General features: G+C 71.1%; 14 protein-coding genes and 1 pseudogene. 8 read left to right on the top strand and 7 right to left on the bottom strand.

The genetic code is table 11. The features are described 5' to 3' along the window. Window positions 1-595: pseudogene (locus ABZS37_RS03430) on the top strand (hypothetical protein); the annotation flags it as partial. Between the two features lies 1 nt (window position 596). After that, window positions 597-1301 (top strand): class F sortase, encoded by a 705-nt coding sequence (locus tag ABZS37_RS03435; RefSeq protein ID WP_355165195.1) that lies wholly within the window; start codon window positions 597-599, stop codon window positions 1299-1301. Window positions 1302-1372: 71 nt separating this feature from the next. Here ABZS37_RS03435 and ABZS37_RS03440 read toward each other — a convergent pair whose 3' ends face one another. Beyond that, window positions 1373-6454, bottom strand: a complete 5082-nt coding sequence (locus ABZS37_RS03440) for an NAD-glutamate dehydrogenase (RefSeq protein ID WP_355165196.1) — start codon at window positions 6452-6454, stop codon at window positions 1373-1375. A 287-nt stretch (window positions 6455-6741) separates the two neighbouring features. On the opposite strand from ABZS37_RS03440, the gene ABZS37_RS03445 reads away from it, so the two are divergent. Then, a complete protein-coding gene (locus ABZS37_RS03445) occupies window positions 6742-8706 on the top strand; it encodes a penicillin-binding transpeptidase domain-containing protein (protein ID WP_355165197.1) in 1965 nt (654 codons plus the stop codon). A gap of 143 nt (window positions 8707-8849) precedes the next feature. Here the strand turns inward: ABZS37_RS03445 and ABZS37_RS03450 are convergent, their stop codons facing one another. The 6 genes from ABZS37_RS03450 to ABZS37_RS03475 form a co-directional block, all read right to left on the bottom strand. Further along, a complete protein-coding gene (locus tag ABZS37_RS03450; RefSeq protein ID WP_355165198.1) occupies window positions 8850-10211 on the bottom strand; it encodes an arginase family protein in 1362 nt (453 codons plus the stop codon). Window positions 10212-10277: 66 nt separating this feature from the next. Continuing rightward, on the bottom strand, window positions 10278-11195 hold the full coding sequence (locus ABZS37_RS03455) for a tetratricopeptide repeat protein (protein WP_355165199.1): 918 nt from the start codon (window positions 11193-11195) through the stop codon (window positions 10278-10280). A gap of 172 nt (window positions 11196-11367) precedes the next feature. Beyond that, window positions 11368-13056 (bottom strand): methylmalonyl-CoA mutase family protein, encoded by a 1689-nt coding sequence (locus ABZS37_RS03460; RefSeq protein WP_355165200.1) that lies wholly within the window; start codon window positions 13054-13056, stop codon window positions 11368-11370. A gap of 95 nt (window positions 13057-13151) precedes the next feature. After that, window positions 13152-13562 (bottom strand): Asp23/Gls24 family envelope stress response protein, encoded by a 411-nt coding sequence (locus ABZS37_RS03465; protein WP_355165201.1) that lies wholly within the window; start codon window positions 13560-13562, stop codon window positions 13152-13154. Between the two features lie 172 nt (window positions 13563-13734). Then, window positions 13735-14739: a methylmalonyl Co-A mutase-associated GTPase MeaB gene (gene meaB / locus ABZS37_RS03470; protein WP_355165202.1), complete on the bottom strand. Its 1005-nt coding sequence runs from the start codon at window positions 14737-14739 to the stop codon at window positions 13735-13737. Continuing rightward, the gene (locus ABZS37_RS03475; protein ID WP_354995216.1) at window positions 14736-15935 is read right to left on the bottom strand and encodes an acetyl-CoA C-acetyltransferase; all 1200 of its coding nucleotides are present in this window, start codon (window positions 15933-15935) and stop codon (window positions 14736-14738) included. Before ABZS37_RS03475 ends, meaB begins: the two co-directional genes overlap by 4 nt. A gap of 63 nt (window positions 15936-15998) precedes the next feature. On the opposite strand from ABZS37_RS03475, the gene mce reads away from it, so the two are divergent. The 5 genes from mce (at window position 15999) to ABZS37_RS03500 (ending at window position 22725) form a co-directional block, all read left to right on the top strand. Next, window positions 15999-16472: a methylmalonyl-CoA epimerase gene (gene mce, locus ABZS37_RS03480; RefSeq protein WP_355165203.1), complete on the top strand. Its 474-nt coding sequence runs from the start codon at window positions 15999-16001 to the stop codon at window positions 16470-16472. A 382-nt stretch (window positions 16473-16854) separates the two neighbouring features. Beyond that, window positions 16855-18210 carry a crotonyl-CoA carboxylase/reductase gene (gene ccrA, locus ABZS37_RS03485; RefSeq protein ID WP_354995397.1) on the top strand — a complete coding sequence of 452 codons (1356 nt, stop codon included), beginning with the start codon at window positions 16855-16857 and terminating at the stop codon, window positions 18208-18210. 311 nt (window positions 18211-18521) lie between these two features. Beyond that, entirely contained in the window at window positions 18522-19784 is a 1263-nt protein-coding gene (locus ABZS37_RS03490; protein ID WP_355165204.1) for a DivIVA domain-containing protein, read from the top strand. A gap of 177 nt (window positions 19785-19961) precedes the next feature. Then, complete coding sequence (locus ABZS37_RS03495) at window positions 19962-22193, top strand: hypothetical protein (RefSeq protein WP_355165205.1); 2232 nt, start codon at window positions 19962-19964, stop codon at window positions 22191-22193. A gap of 343 nt (window positions 22194-22536) precedes the next feature. Continuing rightward, a complete protein-coding gene (locus ABZS37_RS03500) occupies window positions 22537-22725 on the top strand; it encodes a DUF397 domain-containing protein (protein ID WP_355165206.1) in 189 nt (62 codons plus the stop codon). The last annotated feature ends 32 nt before the right edge of the window (window positions 22726-22757 follow it).

Genomic DNA, 22757 nt, shown 5'->3' on the forward strand with positions numbered 1-22757 from the left:
GAAGGACTGGGAGTCCAAGGACGAAGGCAAGAAGGACTGGGAGTCCAAGGACGAAGGCAAGAAGGACTGGGAGTCCAAGGACGAAGGCAAGAAGGACTGGGAGTCCAAGGACGAAGGCAAGAAGGAGAACGGCGAGTACGGCTCGGACGAGCGCAGCTCCGACGAGTACGGCTCGGACAAGGGCTGGGAGTCCAAGGAGAACAGCTCCGACGAGTACGGCTCCGACAAGGGCTGGGAGTCCAAGGAGAACAGCTCCGACGAGTACGGCTCGGACAAGGGCTGGGAGTCCAAGGAGAACGGCTCCGACGAGCGCAGCTCGGACGAGCGCAGCTGGGAGAAGGAGCGCGAGTTCGTCTACTACGGCGAGGCCAAGGTCGACAAGGACGCGAAGCCGGGTCGTTACGAGCTCAAGGGCTCGTGCGGCGAGGGCGAGCTCGTCGTGCTGCCGCACGGCGGTGTCGACGGTGGTGACGGTGGCGCCAGCACCGGCACCGACCGTGGCCTGGCCACCGGCGGGGCGAGCGCGCTCGGCGCGGCCGCGCTGGGCGGGATCGTGCTGATGCGTCGTCGGCGGACCGATGGTTCGCTCGTCTGACGTGACGACGACACGGGCCGGCGGCCGTCACGGGAAACCGTGGCGTGCCGCCGGCGCGGCCGTCGTCGTCACCCTCGCCCTGATCGGCGCCGGCATGATCGGCGCCTCCCTGAAGACCACGCCCGCTCCCCGCCCGCCGCAGCCGCTGGCCCAGGCCGGCCCCGAGGTCACCGGGCCGGCGGTCAACGGCACCGACGTCCCTCCGGTCGACGGGGAACCCGTCGCGCAGGGGGACGCTCCGGCCGGACTGGCCCGTTCCGCACCGACCACCATCGAGATCCCCCGGATTGGCGTCAACGCGCCGCTCATGTCGCTGGGCACCAACCCGGACGGCACGGTCCAGGTCCCCCCGCTGGAAAAGGCCGACCAGGCCGGCTGGTACGAGCCGGGCGCGAGCCCCGGCGAGACCGGTAACGCGGTCATCGTCGGTCACGTGGACTCGGCGAAACTCGGCCCGGCCGTCTTCTTCGACCTCGGCTCCCTCGTCCCGGGCGACACGATCACCGTGGGGCGGGCGGACGGACAGCCGGTCGCCTTCCGGGTCGACTCGGTGAAGTCGTACCCGAAGACGTCCTTCCCCACCGAGTTGGTCTACGGGCCGAACGACCGGCCTGGCCTGCGCGTGGTGACCTGTGGCGGTCAGTTCGACGAGACCGTCAGGAGTTACCCGGACAACGTGGTCGTCTTCGCCACCCTGGTGGGGTGACCCGCCAACACGAACGCGGTCCGGCCGGTCGGGTCACCCCGTCCGGCCGGACCGCGTCCGGCGTACCTGAGTCAGGCTGCGGCGGAGGTCCGCACCAGGGTGCGGATCTGGCGCAGCAGCACCGACAGGGCGGCGAGATCCGCCCGCGACTCGTCGAACTCCCCCATCGCCCGGCGGGCGCGGTGGATCGGGGTGGCGTTCGACTGCTCCCACTGCTGCACCCGCTCGTGCGGCGGCAGCTCGTCCGGGGTCGAGTCGAGCACCTCCGCGGTGAGCGCGGCCAGCGCGGCGTACAGGTCGTAGCGCAGCGCCATCCGGGCCAGCGTCTGCCAGCGGTCCTCCCGCGGCAGCAGGGAGATCTTCGACAGCAGCGAATCCACCCGGAAAAGGTCGGAGAGCACGAAGTAGACCGAGGCCACCTCGCTGACGTCCCGCCCGCTGCCGGTCGCGGTCTCCACCACGTCCATCAGACCGAAGCTGTACATGAGCCGCGTCGCGCGCTCCGCCAGCTCCCGGGGCAGGCCACGGTCGGTCATCGAGTCGATGTGCGCCACGATGCCCTGCCGCTCGGTGCCGTAGAACAGCTCCTCCAGCCCCGGCAGCAGCCGGGCCACCCCGTCGCGCAGCCGGGCGATCTCGCCCGGAACGTCGATCGGCGAGCGCCGGTTGGACACCAGCCACCGCACCGCACGGTCGAGCAGCCGCCGAGTGTCCAGGTACACGCTGGTCTGCAGGTCCGGTGCGACCTTGTTGTCCAGTGCCTCGACCGCGTCCCACAGCTCACGCAGCCCGAACACCTCGCTGACCACCACGTACGCCCGGATCACGTCGGCCGCGCTGGCCGCGGTCTCCTCGACGACCCGGAAGACGAACGAGATGCCGCCCCGGTTGATCGCCTCGTTGACCAGCACGGTGGTGACGATGTCCCGGCGCAGACGGTGCCGGCCCATCCGGTCGGCGAACCGCTCGCGCATCGGCGTCGGGAAGTAGTTGACCAGGACCTCGGTCGTCCACTCCTCGTCGGCGAGGCCCTCGGTGAGGATCTCCCGCTCCAGGACGATCTTCACGTACGCGAGCAGCACCGCGAACTCGGGCGCCGTCAGCCCCGACTCGCTGCGGACCGCCAGCTCCTCGTCCGGTGGCAACGCCTCCAGTGCCCGGTCCAACGCACCCGAGCGCTCCAGGTCGTTGATCATCCGGCGGTGCACCGGGAGCAGCGAGGCGGCCTGGGCCTGGGCGTTGTTGATCGCCCGGGCCTGGTCGTAGTTGTCCCGCAGCACCAGCTCGGCGACCTCGTCGGTCATCCCGGCCAGCAGCTCGTCCCGCTCGGCCGTGGTCAGCTCGCCGTCGGCGACGGCGGTGTTCAGCAGGATCTTGATGTTCACCTCGTGGTCGGAGGTGTCCACCCCGGCCGCGTTGTCGATGAAGTCGGTGTAGATCCGGCCACCGGTCAACGCGTACTCGATCCGGCCGAGCTGGGTCCAGCCCAGGTTGCCGCCCTCGCCCGCCACCCGGCAGCGCAGGCTACGCCCGTCCACCCGGATCGCGTCGTTGGACTTGTCGCCCACCTCGGCGTTGGTCTGAGTGGACGCCTTGACGTAGGTGCCGATACCGCCGTTCCAGAACAGGTCCACCGGAGCGGTGACGATCGCCTTCATCAGCTCCTGCGGCGAGAGCTGCGTGACGTCGTCGTCCAGGCCGATCGCCGCCCGGACCTGCGGCGTGATCGGGATGGACTTCGCGGTACGCGAGAAGATGCCGCCACCGGCCGAGATCAGCTCCGGGCTGTACTCCTCCCAGGACGAACGGGGCATGTCGAACAGCCGCCGACGCTCGGCGTACGAAGTGGCCGCGTCCGGCTCCGGGTCGAGGAAGATGTGCCGGTGGTCGAAGGCGGCCACCAGCCGGATGTGCTCGGAGAGCAGCATCCCGTTACCGAACACGTCACCGGACATGTCGCCAACGCCCACCACCGTGAAGTCCTGGGTCTGGGTGTCCAGGCCCAACTCCCGGAAGTGCCGCTTGACCGACTCCCAGGCGCCCCGGGCGGTGATGCCCATCCGCTTGTGGTCGTAGCCGGCCGAACCACCGGAGGCGAACGCGTCGCCCATCCAGAAGTTGTGGGTCTTGGAGATCTCGTTGGCGATGTCGGAGAACGTCGCGGTGCCCTTGTCCGCCGCCACCACCAGGTACGGGTCGTCGCCGTCGTGCCGGACCACGTCCTCGGGCGGCACGATCTGCCCGCTGACGATGTTGTCGGTGACGTCGAGCATCGCGCCGACGAACTCCTGGTAGCAGGCGACCGCCTCATCCCGGTCACCCGGCTTCTGCTTCAGCACGAAGCCACCCTTGGCGCCCACCGGCACGATCACGGTGTTCTTCACCATCTGCGCCTTGACCAGGCCGAGCACCTCGGTACGGAAGTCCTCCCGCCGGTCGGACCAGCGCAACCCGCCCCGGGCCACCGGCCCGAACCGCAGGTGCACGCCCTCGAACCGGGGTGAGTAGACGAAGATCTCGAACTTCGGCCGCGGCGCCGGCAGGTCCGGAATGGCCTGCGGGTCGAGCTTGAAGGCCACGTACGCCTTCGGCCGCCCGCCGGCGGGCTTCTGGTAGAAGCTGGTCCGCAGGGTCGCCTCGATCAGCGTGAGGTACGAGCGCAGAATGCGATCCTGGTCGAGGCTGGCCACGTCGTCCAGCGCGTCCCGGATCGTCTCCACCAGCTCACCGCTGCGCTGCTGACGCTCCTCGGCGGTGAGCTCGCCTGGCGCGAACCGGGTCTCGAACAGCTCCACCAGCAACGCGGCGAGCTTCGGGTACGCGATGAACGTCTGCTCCATGTAGTCCTGCGAGAAGACCGTGCCGGCCTGCCGCAGGTACTTCGCGTACGCCCGGAGCACCACCACCTGCCGCCAGGTCAACCCGCCGCGCAGCACCAGCTCGTTGAACCGGTCCACCTCGGCCTCGCCACGCCAGGCCGCCGCGAACGCGTTCTCCACGTGCGGGCGCACCTCGGCCAGCTCCTGGTGCCCCTCGGGCAACCTCAGGCCGAAGTCGTACAGGTATACCCGACCGTCGATCCGGTCCACCTCGTACGGGTGCTCGTCGACCACCCGGACACCGAGCGAGTGCAGCACCGGCAGCACGGCGGAGAGCATCATCGGCTCGCCGTACCGGTAGACCTTGAACCGGACGTCCATCGCCTCGGCCAGGTCCGCCCCGGGCACCCGGGTGCCGGGTCGGGGCGCGAGCTGCTTGCGGAACAGGTGCATCTCCAGCTGGCCGGGCTCCTCCAGCAGCTCCAGCTTCGCCAGGTCCTTCATCGCCTCGTACGGCGTGTGCCCGTCCTTGTAGCCCTCCGGGAACGCGTCGGCGTACCTGGCGAACAGGTGCTTGGCCTGCTCGTCGCCGAGCTTGCGTTCCAGCACGAGCCGGTAGTCGTCGTCCCAGAGCCGGGTCGCGTCGGCCAACTCCTCGGCCAACAGGTCGGCGTCGATCTCACCGGGCGGCCGGGTCGGGTCGGTACGGACGATGAAGTGCACCCGGGCCAGCATCGACTCGGTGACCCGGGTGGTGTAGTCCACCCCGACACCGTTCAGCTCGCGCAGCAGGATGTCCTGCATCCGCAGCCGGTTCTGTGTGGTGAACCGGTCCCGGGGCAGGTAGATCAGGCAGGAGATGAACCGCCCGTACGCGTCCCGGCGCAGGAAGACCCGCAGTTGCCGACGGCCAGCCATCCGCAGCACGCCGATCACCGCGTGGTACAGGTCGTCGGTCTTGATCTGGAACAGCTCGTCGCGCGGGTAGGTCTCCAGGATCTGGATCAGATCCTTGCCGGAGTGGCTGCGCCGGCTCAGGCCGGAGCGGTCCAGCACCTCGGCCACCTTGCGGCGTACCACCGGCAGCTCGCGGACGCTGGTCCGGTAGGCGGCGGTGGAGAACAGGCCCAGGAAGCGCCGCTCGCCGATCACCTCGCCGTCGGAGTTGAAGATCTTGAAGCCGATGTAGTCCAGGTACGCCGAGCGGTGCACGGTGGCCCGCGAGTTGGCCTTGGTGATGATGAGAAGGCGCTTCTCCAGCACCTTCTCGTGCGCCTCGTGCGTCATCGACGACAGCGACCGGGCCTCCGGCGAATCCGACCGCAGGATGCCCAGACCGGTGCCGAGCACCGCCTCCAACGCCTTGCCGTCGACCGGGTCGGCGGCGTCGCCCCCGGGGGCGCCCACCAGCCGGTACTCCCGGTAGCCGAGGAAGGTGAAGTGGTCCTGGGCGAGCCACCGCAGCAGCTCCACCGAGTCGGTGATGTCCTTCTCCGGCACCGGTGGGCGGTTGTCGGAGGTGCGGGCCGAGGCCAGGTCGTCGGCGAGCGCGAGGGCACGCTGACGCATCTTCGGCCAGTCCTCCACAGCCTCCCGCACATCGGTGAGCACCCGCTGCAACTCGCGGCGCAGCCGTTCCCGCTCGGCGGCGTCCCGGACCGGGTCGATCTCGATCCGCATCCAGCTCTCGATGATGTCGCCGGCGATCGCGTCGTCCGGTTCCACGTCCGCGGAGACCTCGGTGAGCCGGCCCAGCGGCTCACGCCGCACCACCACGAGCGGGTGCACCAGCAGGTGCACGTCGAGGTGGTACGAGTTGAGCAGCGCGGTCACCGAGTCGACCAGGAACGGCATGTCGTCCGTGACGATCTCGACGACCGTGTGGTGCTGGTCCGCGTGCGGTTCGTGGATCCGCAGCTTCAGCTCGCCAGGCACCCGCTGCTGGGCGAGATCCCGGTGTGCCCGGGCCGCGTCGAGCATTTCCTCTGCCGTGAAGCCGACCAGCTCCTCGTCCGGGGCGAACCGCCAGAAACGGCTGACCAGGGTCGCCGCGTCGTGGTCGTCCCCTGCGAGCGCGACAGCCTGGGCCACCAGGCGCTCCGCGTTGGGAACTGGTTCGTCGAGCTCGGCGTCCTCCACGTCGTCGGCCAACGCCTCGGTCGGCAGGCCCAGATCGTAGATGGTGTCGATGCTCGACCCGGTCAGCCCGGTGACTCCCGTGTCGAGCCGGCCGTAGCCGTCCCCGTCGGTAGCCGAATCGAAGCTGTCGTCGTCCCGGCCGGTGTCATCCTGCCGGAGGTCGGGTTCCGGTTTGATCGCCGGACGCCGGTCCATCGGTGCCACTCCCCTCGACCCACCGCGTTGTGGGTCACTCTGACGCCCAGCCTAGGCCCTGCCGTTCTGCGCCTCCGTCGGCGGACCACTGGCCGGACATCCGGATCGGGACTTTGTCCTTTCACCCGTTGCGGGTCCGAGGTTGGCCGGTTGCGGGATACCCCGCCACGCGATGTTCATCACACGGGCGCGGCCCGTCTTTGGCGCGCCCGGGCACGGGGGGACGTCGAGGACACCGATCGCGTACTACCGTGCGGGGTCAGTCCGAGATCGGAAGGACCCGCTCCATGCCCTTGTCGTACCCCCGGCCCCACCGGCCGAACCCCGCCCGCCGTCTGGTCGCCGCCCTCACCACGGCGCTGCTCACGACCACCGTTCTGGTTGGTTGCTCGGGTGAGGACGGGCCGCAGCGCACCGTTGACGCCTTCCTCGCCGGCTGGCGCAGCGGCGACCTCCAGGCGGTCGGCCTGATCGACCCGACCGGCACCAAGCTGCCGTCGGCCGAGGTGACTCGCGAGATCAAGGAGCTCTCCGGTGAGCTGGCGGCCACCCCGCCCACGCTGACGCGTCGGGGCGAGCCGAAGGTCACGGCGGACATCGCGACCGCGACCGTCCAGGTGGAGTGGAACCTGCCCGGTCAGACCCGCTGGTCCTACGACCGGGAGGTGCGGCTCGCTCAGGGCGATGGCGACCAGTGGCAGGTGATCTGGGAGCCGAGGGTGGTGCACGAGCAGCTCACCAAGGGTGACCGGTTGGGGCTGCGCCGCGACGCCGGTGCCCGCGCCGGGGTGCTGGACGCCGCCGGGCAACCGATCGTGGCTCCCCGCCCCGTGGTCCGGGTTGGCGTACAACCCAACGAGGTCGCCGACCTCAAGAAGCTGGTCAAGGACCTCGACGCGGCGTTCAAGGCGATCCGCCCGGCGCTCGTTCCCGGCGTCGACCTGGCCGACCTGCCCGATCGGGTGGCCAAGGCCGACCCGGGCGCCTTCGTCGAGGTGGTGTCGCTCCGCCAGGAGGCGTACCTGCAGATCAAGCCCCGGATCTACGACCTGCCCGGCACCAAGTTCAGCACCGACAAGATCGATCTGGCGCCGACCCGGGAGTTCGCCCGGGCGGTGCTCGGCACGGTCGACCAGGCGCAGGCCGACGACCTGACCGCGCACCCCGACCGGTACGTCGTCGGCGACCTGGTCGGGCACGGCGGGCTGCAGGGCCGCTACGACGAACGGCTGCGCGGCGCCCCCGGGCTGACCGTGGTGGTCGAGCGTCCCGTCGAGGGCGGCAAGTTGGAATCCACCGGCACCGAGTTGTTCCGCCGGGAGCCGCAGCCCGGTCAGGCCTTGAAGACCACGCTGGACGTCGCCGTCCAGAACGCGGCCGACGGGGCGCTGCGTGCCGAGTCGCGCCGATCCGCGCTGGTGGCGCTCCGGATCAGCGATGGTGCGGTGCTCGCCGCGTCGAACGGCCCCGGGCCAGCCGGGGAGAACCTGGCCTTCACCGCCCAGGTGCCGCCGGGCTCCACGTTCAAGATGGTCAGCACCCTGGGCCTGCTGGACCGGGGCGCGGTCACCCTGGACGGGCCGGTGGACTGCAAGAAGACCTTCACCGTGGACGGTCGGTCCTTCAAGAACTCGGACAACTTCGAGCTCGGCTCGGTGCCGTTCCGCACCGACTTCGCCAAGTCCTGCAACACGGCGTTCGCCTCGCTGGCGCCGAAGCTCGGCGGCGACGGGCTGGCCGCTGCCGGCCGCTCGTTGGGCCTGGAGGGTCCGTGGGACCTCGGCACGGACGCCTTCACCGGCAAGGTGTCGACGGCCGGCAGCCTGGCCGAGCAGGCCGCAGCCTCGTTCGGGCAGGGCACCACGCTGGTCAGCCCGCTGGCCATGGCCGGTGCCACCGCCGCCGTCGCCCGAGGCCGCTTCGAACAGCCGAAGCTGCTGATCGACCCGGCGCCGGCCAAGCCGGCCCCGGCGGGCGAGCAGCTCAAGCCGGAATCGGTCGCGGCGCTGCGCACGATGATGCGCGAGGTGGTCACCACCGGCACCGGCAGCGCGCTCAAGGATGTGCCAGGCGAGGTGTACGGCAAGACCGGCACCGCCGAGTACGACGACAACCCGGCCCACACCCACGCCTGGTTCGTCGGCTGGCGCGGCGACGTGGCGTTCGCCGTCTTCGTGGAGAAGGGCGGCGCCAGCACGGCCTCAGCCGTCCCGATCGCCGAGCGCTTCCTCCGCGCCCTCCCGGCCCGCTGACCCCGAGCGCTGCTCAGGCGCGGTGATCAACTCCAGATCGGCGACGTGGGGTGTCCCGACAACCGGGACGCCCCCATCGCCGACAGCGTGACGATCAGCTCAGTCCATCGGCGTGGAGCCGCGAGTGTGGCCGGAGGGGCGAGTCAGGCCGTGTCGGCGTTGGGGTTGTCGCTGGAGTCCGGCGCGGTTGACGACGGTCGCCGCAGCAGGCCTGGGCCCGCCGAAGCGGGTGGGCCCACCGGCTCCCGCTCGACGGGGGCCGAGGCGCCGGCCGGCTCCGAGTGGATCGGGCCGAGGATGCGGAGCGGATCCGACTCCGCCGGGGCCAGACCGCCGAGGGACAGCCGGCCAGCCACGTCAGCACCGGTCTGCTCGGCCACACGCACGCCGGAGGGCTCCTCCACACGCACACTGTCCGGCTCCGCGTCGGCGGGGGAACCGGCGGCGAAGTCGGGCGCGGCGTACGGCGCCTCGTCGCGGTGCGCGGTTCGCGGGCCGTTGGGTCGCTCGGCGGCGGCTTTGGTCCGGCCGTTACCGCGCCGCGGGCTGGGGGTGGACCGGGACGAGAGCAGCCGCGGCGGCACCGCCTCCGGGGCGGTGACCGGGGCCAGGCCGGCGACCACGGTGTTGACGATCTCGGCCGCGTACGAGCCGTCCGGGTCGTAGTCGGGGTCGAAGACGGTCAGCTCCACGCCGAGGCAGTGTGGGGTGTCGACCAGGCCGGCGAGCAGGATCTCCAGCTCGGCGAAGGCGATCCCACCCGGGTCGGGAGCGTCCACGGCGGGCATGACCGCGGGGTCGAGCACGTCCACGTCGATGTGCACCCAGTAGCCCGCACAGTCGGCGAGCTGCTCGTGCGCCCACTGGGCCGTCCGGGCGGCACCTTCGGCACGCAGCGCCGGCACCGGCCGGGTGGTGATCCCGGCGGCCTGGAGGTCGAGCCGGTACTCGTCCTGCGCCCGGATGCCGAGCACCACCACGTCGACGTCGCGGAAGTAGGGCCGGCGCCCCTCCAGCGCGGCCAGGTCGGCCTGCCCCCGCCCGGTGACGAGAGCCAGGTCCTCACCGGCGGCAGCGCCGACGTAGGAGGCGTTGCCGGGGTGCCGGAAATCGGAGTGCCCGTCCACGAAGACCAGCCCGATCCGCCCGCCGACCGCCTCACCGAGGCGGTGCATGGCCAGCGCCGAGCCGAGCAGCACCGAGCAGTCGCCGCCCAGCACCACCGGGAACTCGCCCCGGTCGATGATCGAGCCGATCCGTTCGGCGAGGGCCAGCGAGTAGTCGGCGATCTCCCGGGCGTGGCACACCCCGTCGCCGGGCCGCCAGTCGCCCGGGTCGTACCGGGGTGGGGTGACGCAGCCGGCGTCGCGGGCCCGCAGGCGGGCCAGCAGGTCGTGGTCACGCAGCGCTCCGGGCGCCTTGCCGCAGCCCGGAACCGACGTGGACGTCGGCGGCCGCAGACCGAGATTTGTCGGCGCGTCGAGGACGGCGATCCGGCGCATCATGAGCTCCCGTCCTCGGTGGTCGGGCGGGCCGGCCGGAACGCCGGCCCGCGCTGGCGTGCTACGAAATCAGAACAGGGCGCTGGCCAGTGCCCGGCGTGCCGAGGCGACCGCCGGGTCGTCCGGGCCCGCGATGGAGAAGAGCGAGACCAGGTGCTGGCGGACCATCTCGCGGTCCTCACCGGCGGTGCGCCGGACCAGACCGACGAGCCGGGCGTACGCCTGCTCGGCCAGGCCGCTGAGCACCTCGATGTCGGCGGCCAGCAGCTGAGCGGCCACGTCGTCGGGGGCGCTCTCGGCAGCGGCCAGCGCGGCGGCCGGGTCTGCGCCGGCCACCCGGCGGGCCACCCCGACCTGGGCCAACCCCGCCGTGGCCGCGGCGTCCGCCGGGGCGTCGGCCAGGATCTTCCGGTACGCCTGCTCGGCAGCGTCCAGATCGCCGCTCATCAGCGCGTCGTCCGCCTCGTCGAGGCGCGGGTCCTCCGGCTCGGCGACGGCCACACCGCCGGCCTTGAGCACGGCCTGGATCCACTGCCGCAGCTGCGCCTCGGGCACCACACCGGAGAAGGCGTCGACCGGCTGACCGCCGACGACCGCGTAGACCATGGGGATGCCCTGAACCCGGAACATCTGGGCGATTCGGGGACTTTCCTGCACGTCGACCCGTGCCAGCACCCAGGTGCCGGCGTCCTCGGCGTTCATCCGCTCCAGGACCGGGGCGAACTCGTCGCTCTCCGGGAAGCCGGCCGCGCCGAAGAACACGACGACGGGCACGGCCATCGACCGTTCGAGCACGTCGGACTGGATGGTCGCCTCGGTGACGTCGACGATGTCACCGCCGGGGGTGGGCGTGCCGGGGGCGCCGTTGGACGGGCCGCTCTGCGGGGGTGTGCCGGGGCGGGTACTGGCTGGTGCGGGGCCGCGCAGCGTGCTGAGGTCGACCGCGCCGCGGGTGAAGATCGACGAGGTGATCCGTGGGTCGCTCATGGTTACCTAGTCTCGCACGTGAGCCCCCGATCTCAGCTCACCCGCAACCCCGACGTTGCGACTCTCACGCCCTACCCCACACCCCGCCGATCGTGCACTTTCTGTCGGGGAGACGCGGCATATGCGGCATCCGTCCCGACAGCAAGTGCAAGATCGACGAAGGTGTGTGGGGTCAGAAGCGGGCGGGTTCGCGGTAGGTGCCCCACTCGGCCCGGAGGGCGTCGCAGATCTCGCCCAGGGTCGCTTCGGCGCGGACCGCGTCGAGCATCGCGGGGATCATGTTCTCGTCGGTCCGGCTGGCCTGGACCATCCGGGTCACCGCCTCGCGGACCGCCGACTCGTCCCGGGCACCCTTGCGCTCGGCGAGCACCCGACGCTGCTCCAGCTCCACCTCGTGCGAGATGCGCAGGATCTCCAACTCCTTGGCCACCGTGCCGGTGTGGCAGTTGACCCCGACGATCTTCTTGTCGCCCTTTTCGAGTGCCTGCTGGTAGACGAAGGCCGACTCGGCGATGTGCCCGGTGAACCAGCCGTCCTCGATACCGCGCAGGATGCCCGAGGTCATCGGGCCGATCTGGTGCGGTCCATCCCCGCCGAGCTGCCGGATCCGGGCGAAGATCTCCTCCGCCTCGGCCTCGATCTTGTCGGTGAGCGCCTCGACGTACCAGGAACCGCCGAGCGGGTCGGCCACGTTGACGACGCCGGTCTCCTCCATCAGCACCTGCTGCGTACGCAGGGCGATCTCGGCGGACTCGTCGGTGGGCAGCGCCAGGGTCTCGTCCAGCGCGTTGGTGTGCAGCGAGTTGGTCCCGCCGAGCACCGCCGCGAGGGCCTCGACGGCGGTGCGTACGACGTTGTTGACCGGCTGCTGCGCGGTCAGTGACACCCCGGCGGTCTGCGTGTGGAACCGCAGCCAGAGGGCCTTCTCGCTGGTCGCGCCGTAGACGTCGCGCAGCCAGCGGGCCCAGATCCGGCGGGCGGCCCGGAACTTGGCGATCTCCTCGAAGAAATCGAGGTGCGAGTCGAAGAAGAAGCTCAGCCCCGGCGCGAACACGTTGACGTCCAACCCGCGCGAAAGGCCCAGCTCCACGTAGCCGAACCCGTCGGCCAGGGTGTACGCCAGCTCCTGCGCGGCGGTCGATCCGGCCTCGCGGATGTGGTAGCCGGAGACCGACAGCGGCTTGTAGCGCGGGATCTCCGCAGCGCAGTATTCCATCAGGTCGCCGATCAGGCGCAGGTGCGGCTCCGGATCGAAGAGCCACTCCTTCTGCGCGATGTACTCCTTGAAGATGTCCGTCTGCAGGGTGCCGTCCAGCTTGGACAGGTCGGCGCCCTGCCGCTCGGCAGCGACCAGGTACATGCAGAACACCGGCACGGCCGGCCCGGAGATGGTCATCGAGGTGGTGACGTCGGCCAGGTCGATGCCGTCGAAGAGCGCCTGCATGTCGGTGGCGGTGTCGATGGCGACGCCGCAGTGGCCGACCTCGCCGAGCGCCTGCGGGTCGTCCGAGTCGCGGCCCATCAGCGTCGGCATGTCGAACGCGACCGAGAGGCCGCCGCCGCCCGCGCCGAGGATCATCTTGTAGCGCTCGTTGGTCTGCTGGGCGTTGCCGAAGCCGGCGAACTGCCGGATCGTCCAGGTCCGCCCGCGATAACCGGTCGGATACAAACCCCGGGTGTACGGATACTCGCCCGGCCAGCCGATCCGCTCGAAGCCCGGGTACGCGCTGCCCTCCGGCGGCCCGTAGACCGGGTCCACCGTCATTCCGGAGAGCGTGGTGAAGTCCGCCTCCCGCTTGCGCGCGGCGTCGTACCGGGCCTGCCAGCGTGCCCGTCCGGCGTCGATCTCGTCGGCGTCCATGAGCAGGGCTCCTCCTCGGGTCCTCGACTGCACGTCGAGTGTAGAGCCCTCACCTGAACGATCGCTAAGTAGCGCCGTACCCGTCGGTAACCAGGTCAGGGCGTTGGAGCCGCCGGCCCGCCCATCGCCACGTCGTCGACCCGGATGTTGACCTCGTCGACCCGCAGCCCGTACGCCTCGACCGCCTCGGTCACCCGCGCCCGCACCTGGCCGGTGATCTCCGGAACCGGCTGACCGGCCTGGATCACCAACACCAGGTTCACCACGGCCGCGTCCCCGGTCACGTGGGCCGAGCAACCCCGCCGGGCGTCGCCCACCTGGTCCAGCCCCACCTTGTCGAGGAACGAGTTGAAGAACCGGGCCACGTCCCCGCCCAACTCGGCCACCCCGGGCACCGCGCGGGCCGCCGCGACGGCGATCTTCTCGATCACCTCATCGGAGACCTGCGTCGTCCCGCCGGCCACCGCCGACACCGTGGTCAACTCTCGCGTCGCCTCGTCACTCATGTCCCACTCCCCGCCCTAGTCCACGCCTGCCGGCCTCCGCCGCACGGAAACTCCCGCGCGTCCGCGAGCCTACTGCCTCGTCGATCTAGGGACCGTTGTCGCTTGTGGAGATCGACTCACGACGATAGGCCCTAGATCGGCGGGGTGGGGGCGGGGGCGGGGGGCGGGGGGGTTAGCGGGCTAGTTGGGTTAGCAGGGTGTTTGCTGCTGCGTAGGGGTCCAGGGCGCCTTCGGCGACCTTGGCGGCGAGCGTGGGTAGCTCCGTACCGTCGCGTAGTGAGCCGATGCGGCCGCGGAGCACGCCGAGCGCGATGGCCTCGATCTCGGCGGCGGCCCGCGCCTCCTGGCGGCGGCGCAGCTCGCCATGCTCGACCAGCCAGCCGCGGTGCTTGTCGATCGCGGCGGCGATGTCGTCGATGCCCTCGCCGCGCGCGGCGACCGAGCGGACCACCTGCGGCCGCCACTGCCCGGGGCCGCGCTCACCGAGAGCGATCATGCCCTGGATGTCTCGGACGGTGGCGTCGGCGCCGTCCCGGTCGGCCTTGTTGACCACGAAGACGTCGGCGATCTCCAGGATGCCGGCCTTGACCGCCTGGATGGCGTCGCCCATGCCGGGGGCGAGCAGCACCAGCGTGGTGTCTGCCAGCGAGGCGACCTCCACCTCGGCCTGCCCGACGCCGACGGTCTCCACCAGCACCACGTCACAGCCGGCGCCCTCCAGCACCCGGACCGCCTGCGGCGTCGACGCGGCCAACCCGCCGAGGTGCCCCCGGCTGGACATGGACCGAATGTAGACGCCCGGATCCGTCGCGTGGTCCTGCATCCGCACCCGGTCGCCGAGGATCGCCCCACCGGTGAACGGGCTGGACGGGTCGACCGCCAGCACGCCGACCCGGTGACCGCGCGCCCGCAGCGCGCGGACCAGCTCATTCGTGGTGGTCGACTTGCCCACCCCGGGCGAGCCGGTCAGCCCGACGATCTGGGCCTGCCCGGCGTACGGCGCCAGCGCGGCCGCGATCTCCGGCAGCAGTTCGTCGCCGTTCTCCACGAGCGTGATCAGCCGGGCCACCGCGCGGGGGTCACCCGTGCGGGCCCGCTCGACCAGCAGCGGTACGTCCCGGCTGCGGCGCACCGACGTGGTGCCCGCTGCCGGGACGTGCTCGGCCGTTTCGCTCACTGGTCCGTCGCAGCCTTACCCGGAACGTGGATGATCAGCGCATCGCCCTGGCCACCGCCACCGCAGAGCGCCGCCGCGCCGGTGCCGCCGCCGCGCCGCTTCAGCTCCAGTGCGAGGGTGAGTACGAGACGCGCGCCGGACATGCCGATCGGGTGGCCCAGCGCGATCGCGCCACCGTTGACGTTCACCTTGTCCGGGCTGATGCCGAGGTCACGGGTGGACTGCACGCCGACCTGGGCGAACGCCTCGTTGATCTCGATGAGGTCGAGGTCCGCGACGCTCAGGCCGCCCTTCTTCAGGGCGTGGTTGATCGCGTTGGACGGCTGCGAGTGCAGGGAGTTGTCCGGGCCCGCCACGTTGCCGTGCGCACCGATCTCTGCCAGCCAGGTCAGCCCCAGCTCCTTGGCCTTGGCCTTGCTCATCACGAGCACCGCGGCGGCGCCGTCGGAGATCGGCGACGAACTGCCGGCGGTGATGGTGCCGTCCTTGGCGAAGGCAGGGCGCAGCTTGCCCAGCGACTCGACGGTGGTGTCCGGACGGATGCCCTCATCCTCGCTGATCACCAGCGGGTCACCCTTGCGCTGCGGAATCACCACCGGGGCGATCTCCTCGGCGAAGTGGCCGTTCTTCTGCGCGGCGGCGGCCCGCTGGTGGCTGGCCGCGGCGAAGGCGTCCTGCTCCTCGCGGGAGATGCCGTGCTTGGCGCCGACCCGCTCGGTCGACTCGCCCATCGAGCAGCAGTCCCAGGCGTCGCTGAGCCCGTCGTGCGCCATGTGGTCCTTGACCACCACGTCGCCGTACTTGTAGCCGGTGCGCTGGCCCATCAGCAGGTGCGGGGCGTTGGTCATCGACTCCATGCCGCCGGCCACCACGATGTCGAACTCACCGGCACGGATCAGCTGGTCGGCCAGGGCGATCGCGTCCAGGCCGGAGAGGCAGACCTTGTTGATGGTCAGCGCCGGCACGGACATCGGCACGCCGGCCTCGACCGCTGCCTGCCGCGCCGGGATCTGACCGGTGCCGGCCTGCAGCACCTGCCCCATGATCACGTACTGGACCTGGTCCGGGCTGACGCCGGCACGCTCCAGCGCCGCCTTGATGGCGATCCCGCCGAGCTTCGTGGCCGGGAGGTCCTTGAGGTTGCCCAGCAGGCGCCCCATCGGGGTCCGCGCGCCGCTGACGATCACCGAAGCCATGCCTGCCTCCGAGGGGGGGTGCCGAGCTGTACGCCTTAACGATTGTTCGGCCAGACTAGCGCCATGACTGACAACTCCCCCGTCGAGCCCGGTGCGGACTACGTCACAGACATCGGGCTTCGCAAGATTGACCACGTCGGCATCGCCGTGGCCGACCTGGACGCGGCGATCGACTTCTACGCGCGGACGTTCGGGATGCGCTGCGTGCACACCGAGACCAACGCCGAGCAGGGCGTCCGGGAAGCGATGCTGGCCGTCGGGCCGACCACCGAGGGCGGTTGCGTGCAGTTGCTCGCCCCGCTCACCCCGGAGTCGACGATCGCCAAGTTCCTGGACCGCAACGGGCCGGGCGTGCAGCAGGTCGCGTACACCGTGGTGGACATCGACGCGGCCTGCGCGGCGCTGCGCGCGCGGGGGATGCGGCTGCTCTACGACTCCCCGCGGCGCGGCACCGCGAACTCCCGGATCAACTTCGTGCACCCGAAGGACGCCGGCGGGGTCCTCGTCGAACTCGTCGAGCCCGCCACCACCCACTGACCGCCCGCGCGCCGTCCAGCGCCGCACGCTCGCGGGACCTCGACGTCACGATCCACCCAACGTCGGGGATGTAGTTGCCTCCGCCGCGTGTGCGGCCACTACATCCCTGACGTTGTGCCTCCCCATCCCACCGCGTCGACCGTGACGCCCGTCCGCACGCACGTCAGTGCGCGGTTGGCGGGGTGGCCGGACATCTTCACGCATCGGTCGATGCAGTTTTTCACAGAGGACTTCCCGGCCTAGCTACCGTTCAGTAACGTCCGGCCCCACAGGAGCGCGACCGGTGCCGGATGTGTCGAATGCCGACATGGCGGTCGTGCCCACCGGCACCGACGATGGCAGCACCCAGGCCCGTGCGGGTGCGGACGAACCGGAGGTCACCGTGCAGGACATCCTCGAAGCAATCATGGCGGCGGAGGAATCGAACGATCCGGACCGCGAGCTCGCCGGCGTCGCCAGGCTGCCCGTACCGAAGAGCTACCGGGGCGTGGTGGTCCGCGCCGAGGAAGCCCGGATGTTCGACGGCATGGCCACCCGGGACAAGGACCCGCGCAAGGCGCTGCACGTGCAGGAGGTGCCGACGCCGGAACTGGCGCCGGGCGAGGCGTTGGTCGCGGTGATGGCGAGCGCGATCAACTACAACACGGTGTGGACCAGCATCTTCGAGCCAATGCCCACCTTCAAGTTCCTCCAGCGCTATGGCCGGGTCTCCGAGCTGACCCGCCGGCACGACCTGCCGTACCACGTGGTCGGCTCGGACGCGGCGGGCGTGGTGCTGCGTACCGGCCCCGGGGTGACCCGGTGGGCGCCCGGCGACGAGGTGGTGGCGCACTGCCTCTCCGTCGAGTTGGAGGACGCGGCCGGGCACGACGACACCATGCTCGACCCGCAGCAGCGGATCTGGGGCTTCGAGACCAACTTCGGCGGGCTGGCCGAGATGGCTGTGGTCAAGGCCAACCAGCTGATGCCCAAGCCGCGGCACCTGAGCTGGGAGGAGGCGGCCAGCCCCGGGCTGGTCAACTCCACCGCGTACCGGCAGCTCGTCTCCCACCACGGGGCCAACATGAAGCAGGGCGACGTGGTGCTGATCTGGGGCGCCTCCGGCGGCCTCGGCGGGTACGCCACCCAGATGGCGCTGAACGGCGGCGCGATCCCGGTCTGCGTCGTCTCCTCGCCCGAGAAGGCCGAGTTGTGCCGCAAGATGGGCGCGGATCTGGTCATCGACCGGGCGGCCGAGGGTTTCCGGTTCTGGAAGGACGAGGAGACCCAGGACCCGGACGAGTGGAAGCGCCTGGGTGAGCGGATACGCGAGCTGACCGGCGGCGAGGACCCGGACATCGTCTTCGAGCACCCCGGTCGGGAGACGTTCGGCGCCAGCGTCTATGTGGCCCGGCGCGGCGGGACCATCGTCACCTGCGCGTCCACGAGCGGCTTCCAGCACCAGTACGACAACCGCTACCTGTGGATGCACCTCAAGCGGATCGTCGGCAGCCACTTCGCCAACTATCACGAGGCGTGGCAGGCCAACCGCCTGGTCGCGCTCGGCAAGGTGCACCCGACGGTGTCCCGCACCTATCCGCTTGAGCAGACCGGCCAGGCGGCGTACGAGGTGCACCGCAACGCCCACCAGGGCAAGGTCGGGGTGCGCTGCCTCGCACCCACCGACGGGCTGGGCGTACGCGACGGGGAGCTGCGGGCCCGGCACGAGGACGCGATCAACCGGTTCCGCGGGCACTGACCGGCACCGCCGGTTTCCGGGGCACCGACCGCCACCGGCCGGACGGGTCAACACCGGATGGCCAATGCGGTGATCGGTCATTGTTCTTCCGCCCCATTAGCGGAAAACCCACCCGGATCGAACAAAGGGCCTCGGGGCAACCCCGGGGCCCTTTTTCGCGTCACGCTGCGTGGCGTCCGACCCGCCCGGGACCTGCCAAGATCGCCGATTGGTCCGGCCGCACCGATCGCGGGAGTTGACCATGTAAAGAGGACACGAAAGCTTCGCACCGCTCTTGCGAAGCACCCTGGGGCGTCTGCCAGTATGTCCCAATGCCCCAGCAGCAGTCCTCCCCTCTCGCGTTCTTCGATAACGCGAACTCGCAGCCAGATTTCACCGTTGGCCTGCGCGGATACAACACTCACCAGGTCGACGACTTCCTCGGCCGGATGACCGCCGCGCTGACCCAGTCCGAACAGGCCCGCGCCGAGGCCGAGCAGCGGATGAACGACGCCCAGCGTCGGCTCCGCCAAGCCGAACAGCGCATGAGTGCGCTGGAGCAGAAGCTCACCGACACGAACAAGCAGCTCGAAGAGAACAGCCGGCCCACCCTCTCCGGGCTCGGCACCCGCGTCGAGCAGATCCTCCGGCTCGCCGAGGAGCAGGCCAACGACCACCGCAACGAGGCCAAGCGCGAGTCGGAGGGCATCCTCTCCGCCGCCCGCCTCGAGGCTCGTGAGATCACGGACAAGGCTCGCGCCGAGGCCGCCGCGATGAAGGCCAGCGCCGAGCGCGAGGCCGGCAATCTGCGCACCGCCGCCGAGCGCGAGGCCGCCGAGGTCCGGGTGCAGGCCCGCCGCGAGGCCGACACGCTGCGCGCCGACGCCGACCGCGAGACCAAGCAGCTGCGTACCGTCACCGCGCACGAGGTGGCCGAGCTGAAGTCGACCGTCGAGCGGGAGGTGGCCACCCTCCGTGCCACCGCCGAGCGGGAGATCACCCAGCACCGGTCGAAGGCCGCCCGCGAGGCCGAGGAGAAGCGCGCCGAGGCGACCAAGCTGCTCACCGACGCGCGGGACAAGCGCGACAAGGACCTCCAGGCCCTGGAGCTCCAGCTGGCCGAGCGGCGCGAAAAGGCCGAGCGCGAGGAGTCCGAGCGGCACGCCTCCCAGGTCGCGCAGACCCAGAAGATGGTCAGCGAGGCAGAGCAGCGAGCCCGCGCCGCGCAGGAGCGGGCCAAGGAGATCGAGCAGCGCGCCGAGGCCCGCCGGGTCGAGTCGGAGCGCAACGCCGCCGAGACGGTGGACAAGGCCAAGGCGCACTCCGAGAAGACGCTCAACGAGGCCAAGGCCGAGTCGCAGCGCCTGCTCACCGAGGCCCGTACCGAGGCGGAGCTGACCACGCAGGCCGCCCGCCGCGAGGTCGACGACCTCACCCGGCAGAAGGACGCGGTCACCTCGCAGCTGGGCCAGATGCTCTCCGGGCTCGCCGGCATCGTTCCGGGCATGCCGGCGCCGGCCGCACCGGCGGCCAAGCCGGAGGTCAAGAAGACCGATGGCGGTCAGGAGCGGGTGACTGCGGAGACCGCCGGCTGACGCGAGGCGTCAGGTTGGGGCATCGACGGCGCGAGGTGACACCGGGTAACCGGTGCCCCCTCGCGCCGTGTGCGTTTCCCGTCCCCGGGCGTCGCGCGCCGGAAACCGAGTGAGGTAGCTCCCACAAGGCGCGTCCGTATCGCCCCAGCAGGGCCCGTTGCGTGTGAGGATGGGGGCATGTCGCACGGCGAGGAACTGTTCGCTCTCGGCGGAGACGTGACGACGGAGCCCAGCTTCGAGTCCGCTCTGCGGGGGTACGAGAAGAAACAGGTCGACCGGTATGTTGCGCGTGCCGAGCACGAGATCGCGACCCTCGCCTCCGAACGGGAACAGGCGTACACACAGATCCACAAGCTCGCCGGCCAGGTCGAGGTGCTCCAGCGCGACCTGACGCAGGTGCGCAAGCAGATGAACGTGGTCGACCGCGCCTCGTTCCGGCACCTCGGCCCCCGGGTCGAGTCGATCCTCACGCTCGCCGAGGAGCAGGCCGAGCAGATCGTGTCCGAGGCGCACGCTGAGATCGATGCCCGTCGTGCCGCGGCCGAGCACATCGTCGAGGAGGCCCGCGAGCAGGCCGCGCGAGCACTGAAGGATTTCGAGCTCGCTCTCGCCGCGCGGCGCGCCGAGGAGGAACGACACAGCGCGGCCCGGCGGGCCGAGGCGAACGAGACCCTGCAGTCGGCGAAGAACGAGTCGGCGCAGCTGCGCAAGGCGGCGCAGGACACGCTGGCGAAGGCCCAGCAGGAGGCCACCCAGCTGCGGGACACCGCCAAGGAGATCCACAGCCGGGCCCAGCAGGAGTCGACCAAGCTGCGCGAGACGGCCCGCGAGACGTTGGCCAACGCCCGGCAGGAGGCCAGCGATCTGCGCGAGGCCGCCAAGGAGGTGCACGCCAAGGCCCTGCAGGAGGCCAAGCGGCTCACCGACACCGCGACCGAGGCCGGCCGGGCCACCCACGCCAAGGCGCAGCAGGAGGCCAAGCAGATCATCGACGACGCGTCGATGGCCGGCCGGGCCACCCGGGCCAAGGCGCAGCAGGAGGCGGAGCGGCTCACCACGCAGGCCACCGAGTCGGCCAAGCGCAGCCGCGCCGAGACCGAGTCGTACGTGCAGCGGATGCGCACCGAGACCGAGGCGTACGTGCAGCAGTCCCGGGCGCAGACGCAGCAGGAGCTGGGCGCGTGGCGGGCCGGGGTGGAGCAGGAGGTCAACTCCCGTCGGGAGGCGGCCGACCAGGAGTTGGCGCAGCGGCGGGCCACGGCCGAGCAGGAGTTCGCCAAGCGCCGCGATGAGCTGGAAAAGCAGCACAAGTCCCGCCAGCAGGAGCTGGAGACCGGGTTCACCAGCCGTCAGCAGGAGCTGGAGGCGGGTTTCACCGCCCGCCACGACGAGCTGGAAACCTCGTACTCCGGCCGCAAGAACGAGCTGGAAACCGAATACACCGCCCGCAAGAACGAGATCGAGCAGGGCGCGGCCGGGGTCCGCCAGGCGGCCGAGCAGGACGCGGCGGCGCTGCGTCAGCGGTCCGAGGCGGAGGCCGCCGAGCTGCTGAGCCGGGCCGAGACCGAGGCCGGCGACAAGCGCCGCAAGGCCGACGAGCATGTCGCGGCCTCCCGTCGGCAGTTCGAGGAGTACGCGGCCACCACCCAGCAGCACCTGGCCACCACCCAGCAACACCTGGCCGCCACCCAGCAGGAGTCGGCGGCGGGTCGGCAGCAGCTCGCCCAGGTGATGTTGGAGATCGCCCAGGCCCAACAGCAGCTCGCCGACCTGCGGCAGGAGACCTGGAAGTCCCGGCAGGAGTCCGACGAGATTCAGCGGCAGATGGCCGAGCTGCGGTTGCAGACCGTCACCGGCCCGATCGACGGGCCGACCGCGCCGACCGCCGGCGACGGCGCCAGCAAGAGCGTGGCCGGCGGCGGGGACGACGGCGCGACCGTGTCCGCCCCGGCAACCGTCGACGCCGGCACGGCAACCGACGCTGGCACGGCGCCCGCCGACGCTGGCAGGGCAACCGCCGACGCCGGCACGGCGCCCGCCGACGCTGGCAGGGCAACCGTCGACGCCGGCACGGCAACCGCCGACGCTGGCACGGCGACCGGATCGGGTGCGGCCACCGGGCTCAAGGCCGAGCCCGCCGACGCCCGGCAGCCGGTGAACGCGGGCGCGGAGGAGGCCGGCCAGTCCACGAGGCGGCCGGTGGCCGAGCCGGTGACCACCGTGGACGGCGGGACGGCCAGCGCCGGGGTGGACGGGGAGCCGACCGTGGCCGCCGTTCCGGGCGAGGGTGGCCGGGGCGCCAAGCCCACCAAGATCACCAGCACCGGCGAGAACGGCAAGCGGCCCACCAAGCCGACCACCGACGAGCGCAGCGCCAAGCCCAGCAAGGTCACCATCGAAAAGGACTGACTGCGGTCAGGCGCGGCGGCATGAACTCCGCTCGCGTCGACCACGTCGACCGCGCCGTCCACGTCGTCCGCCCCGGCTCATGATCGACACCACATCCCCGATATAGGGGTGTCCTACTGCCCGGACACCCCTATATCGGGGATGTCGAGTGGATCACGCCCAGGACGGCAAGTCGGCGGCCAACCCGCTCTCACCAGCCGCGCGTCTTGTCCGAACCGGGCTCCTGTGTCGGCGAAGCTGTACGGCGGGGTCGCCTGTGCACCAAGAGGTGGCTACGCTGCTGGCGCGTTGGGACGCGGTCCTGCCGGCAGTCGATCGAGCTGATGAAGAAAGTTGTGACGTCATGGACCTGACCGGTGCAAACTGGCGCGCGTCCACCCGTAGCGGCAACGGCGAGTGCGTCGAGGTGGCGGACAATCTTCCCGGGGCGGTGGGCGTGCGCGACAGCAAGGACCCGGTCGGCCCGGTGCTGGTGTTCGCGCCGACCGCTTGGCGGGCTTTCGTCGCCGCCGCCCGTCGTCCCACCGCCTGATCCGGGAGGTCCTGGTGCCGCAGCACGGCAGC

This window comes from Micromonospora sp. NPDC005413 (assembly GCF_040606435.1).
Classification (GTDB): Bacteria; Actinomycetota; Actinomycetes; order Mycobacteriales; family Micromonosporaceae; genus Micromonospora.

Coding starts and splice junctions, on each gene's coding strand:
- mce (WP_355165203.1), top strand. CDS start 15,999: ATGACTGACAACTCCCCCGTCGAGCCCGGTGCGGACTACGTCACAGAC.
- ABZS37_RS03460 (WP_355165200.1), bottom strand. CDS start 13,056: ATGGACGCCGACGAGATCGACGCCGGACGGGCACGCTGGCAGGCCCGG.
- ABZS37_RS03490 (WP_355165204.1), top strand. CDS start 18,522: ATGCCCCAGCAGCAGTCCTCCCCTCTCGCGTTCTTCGATAACGCGAAC.
- ABZS37_RS03495 (WP_355165205.1), top strand. CDS start 19,962: ATGTCGCACGGCGAGGAACTGTTCGCTCTCGGCGGAGACGTGACGACG.
- ABZS37_RS03455 (WP_355165199.1), bottom strand. CDS start 11,195: ATGAGCGACCCACGGATCACCTCGTCGATCTTCACCCGCGGCGCGGTC.
- ABZS37_RS03500 (WP_355165206.1), top strand. CDS start 22,537: ATGGACCTGACCGGTGCAAACTGGCGCGCGTCCACCCGTAGCGGCAAC.
- ABZS37_RS03465 (WP_355165201.1), bottom strand. CDS start 13,562: ATGAGTGACGAGGCGACGCGAGAGTTGACCACGGTGTCGGCGGTGGCC.
- ABZS37_RS03450 (WP_355165198.1), bottom strand. CDS start 10,211: ATGATGCGCCGGATCGCCGTCCTCGACGCGCCGACAAATCTCGGTCTG.
- ABZS37_RS03475 (WP_354995216.1), bottom strand. CDS start 15,935: ATGGCTTCGGTGATCGTCAGCGGCGCGCGGACCCCGATGGGGCGCCTG.
- ABZS37_RS03445 (WP_355165197.1), top strand. CDS start 6,742: ATGCCCTTGTCGTACCCCCGGCCCCACCGGCCGAACCCCGCCCGCCGT.
- ABZS37_RS03440 (WP_355165196.1), bottom strand. CDS start 6,454: ATGGACCGGCGTCCGGCGATCAAACCGGAACCCGACCTCCGGCAGGAT.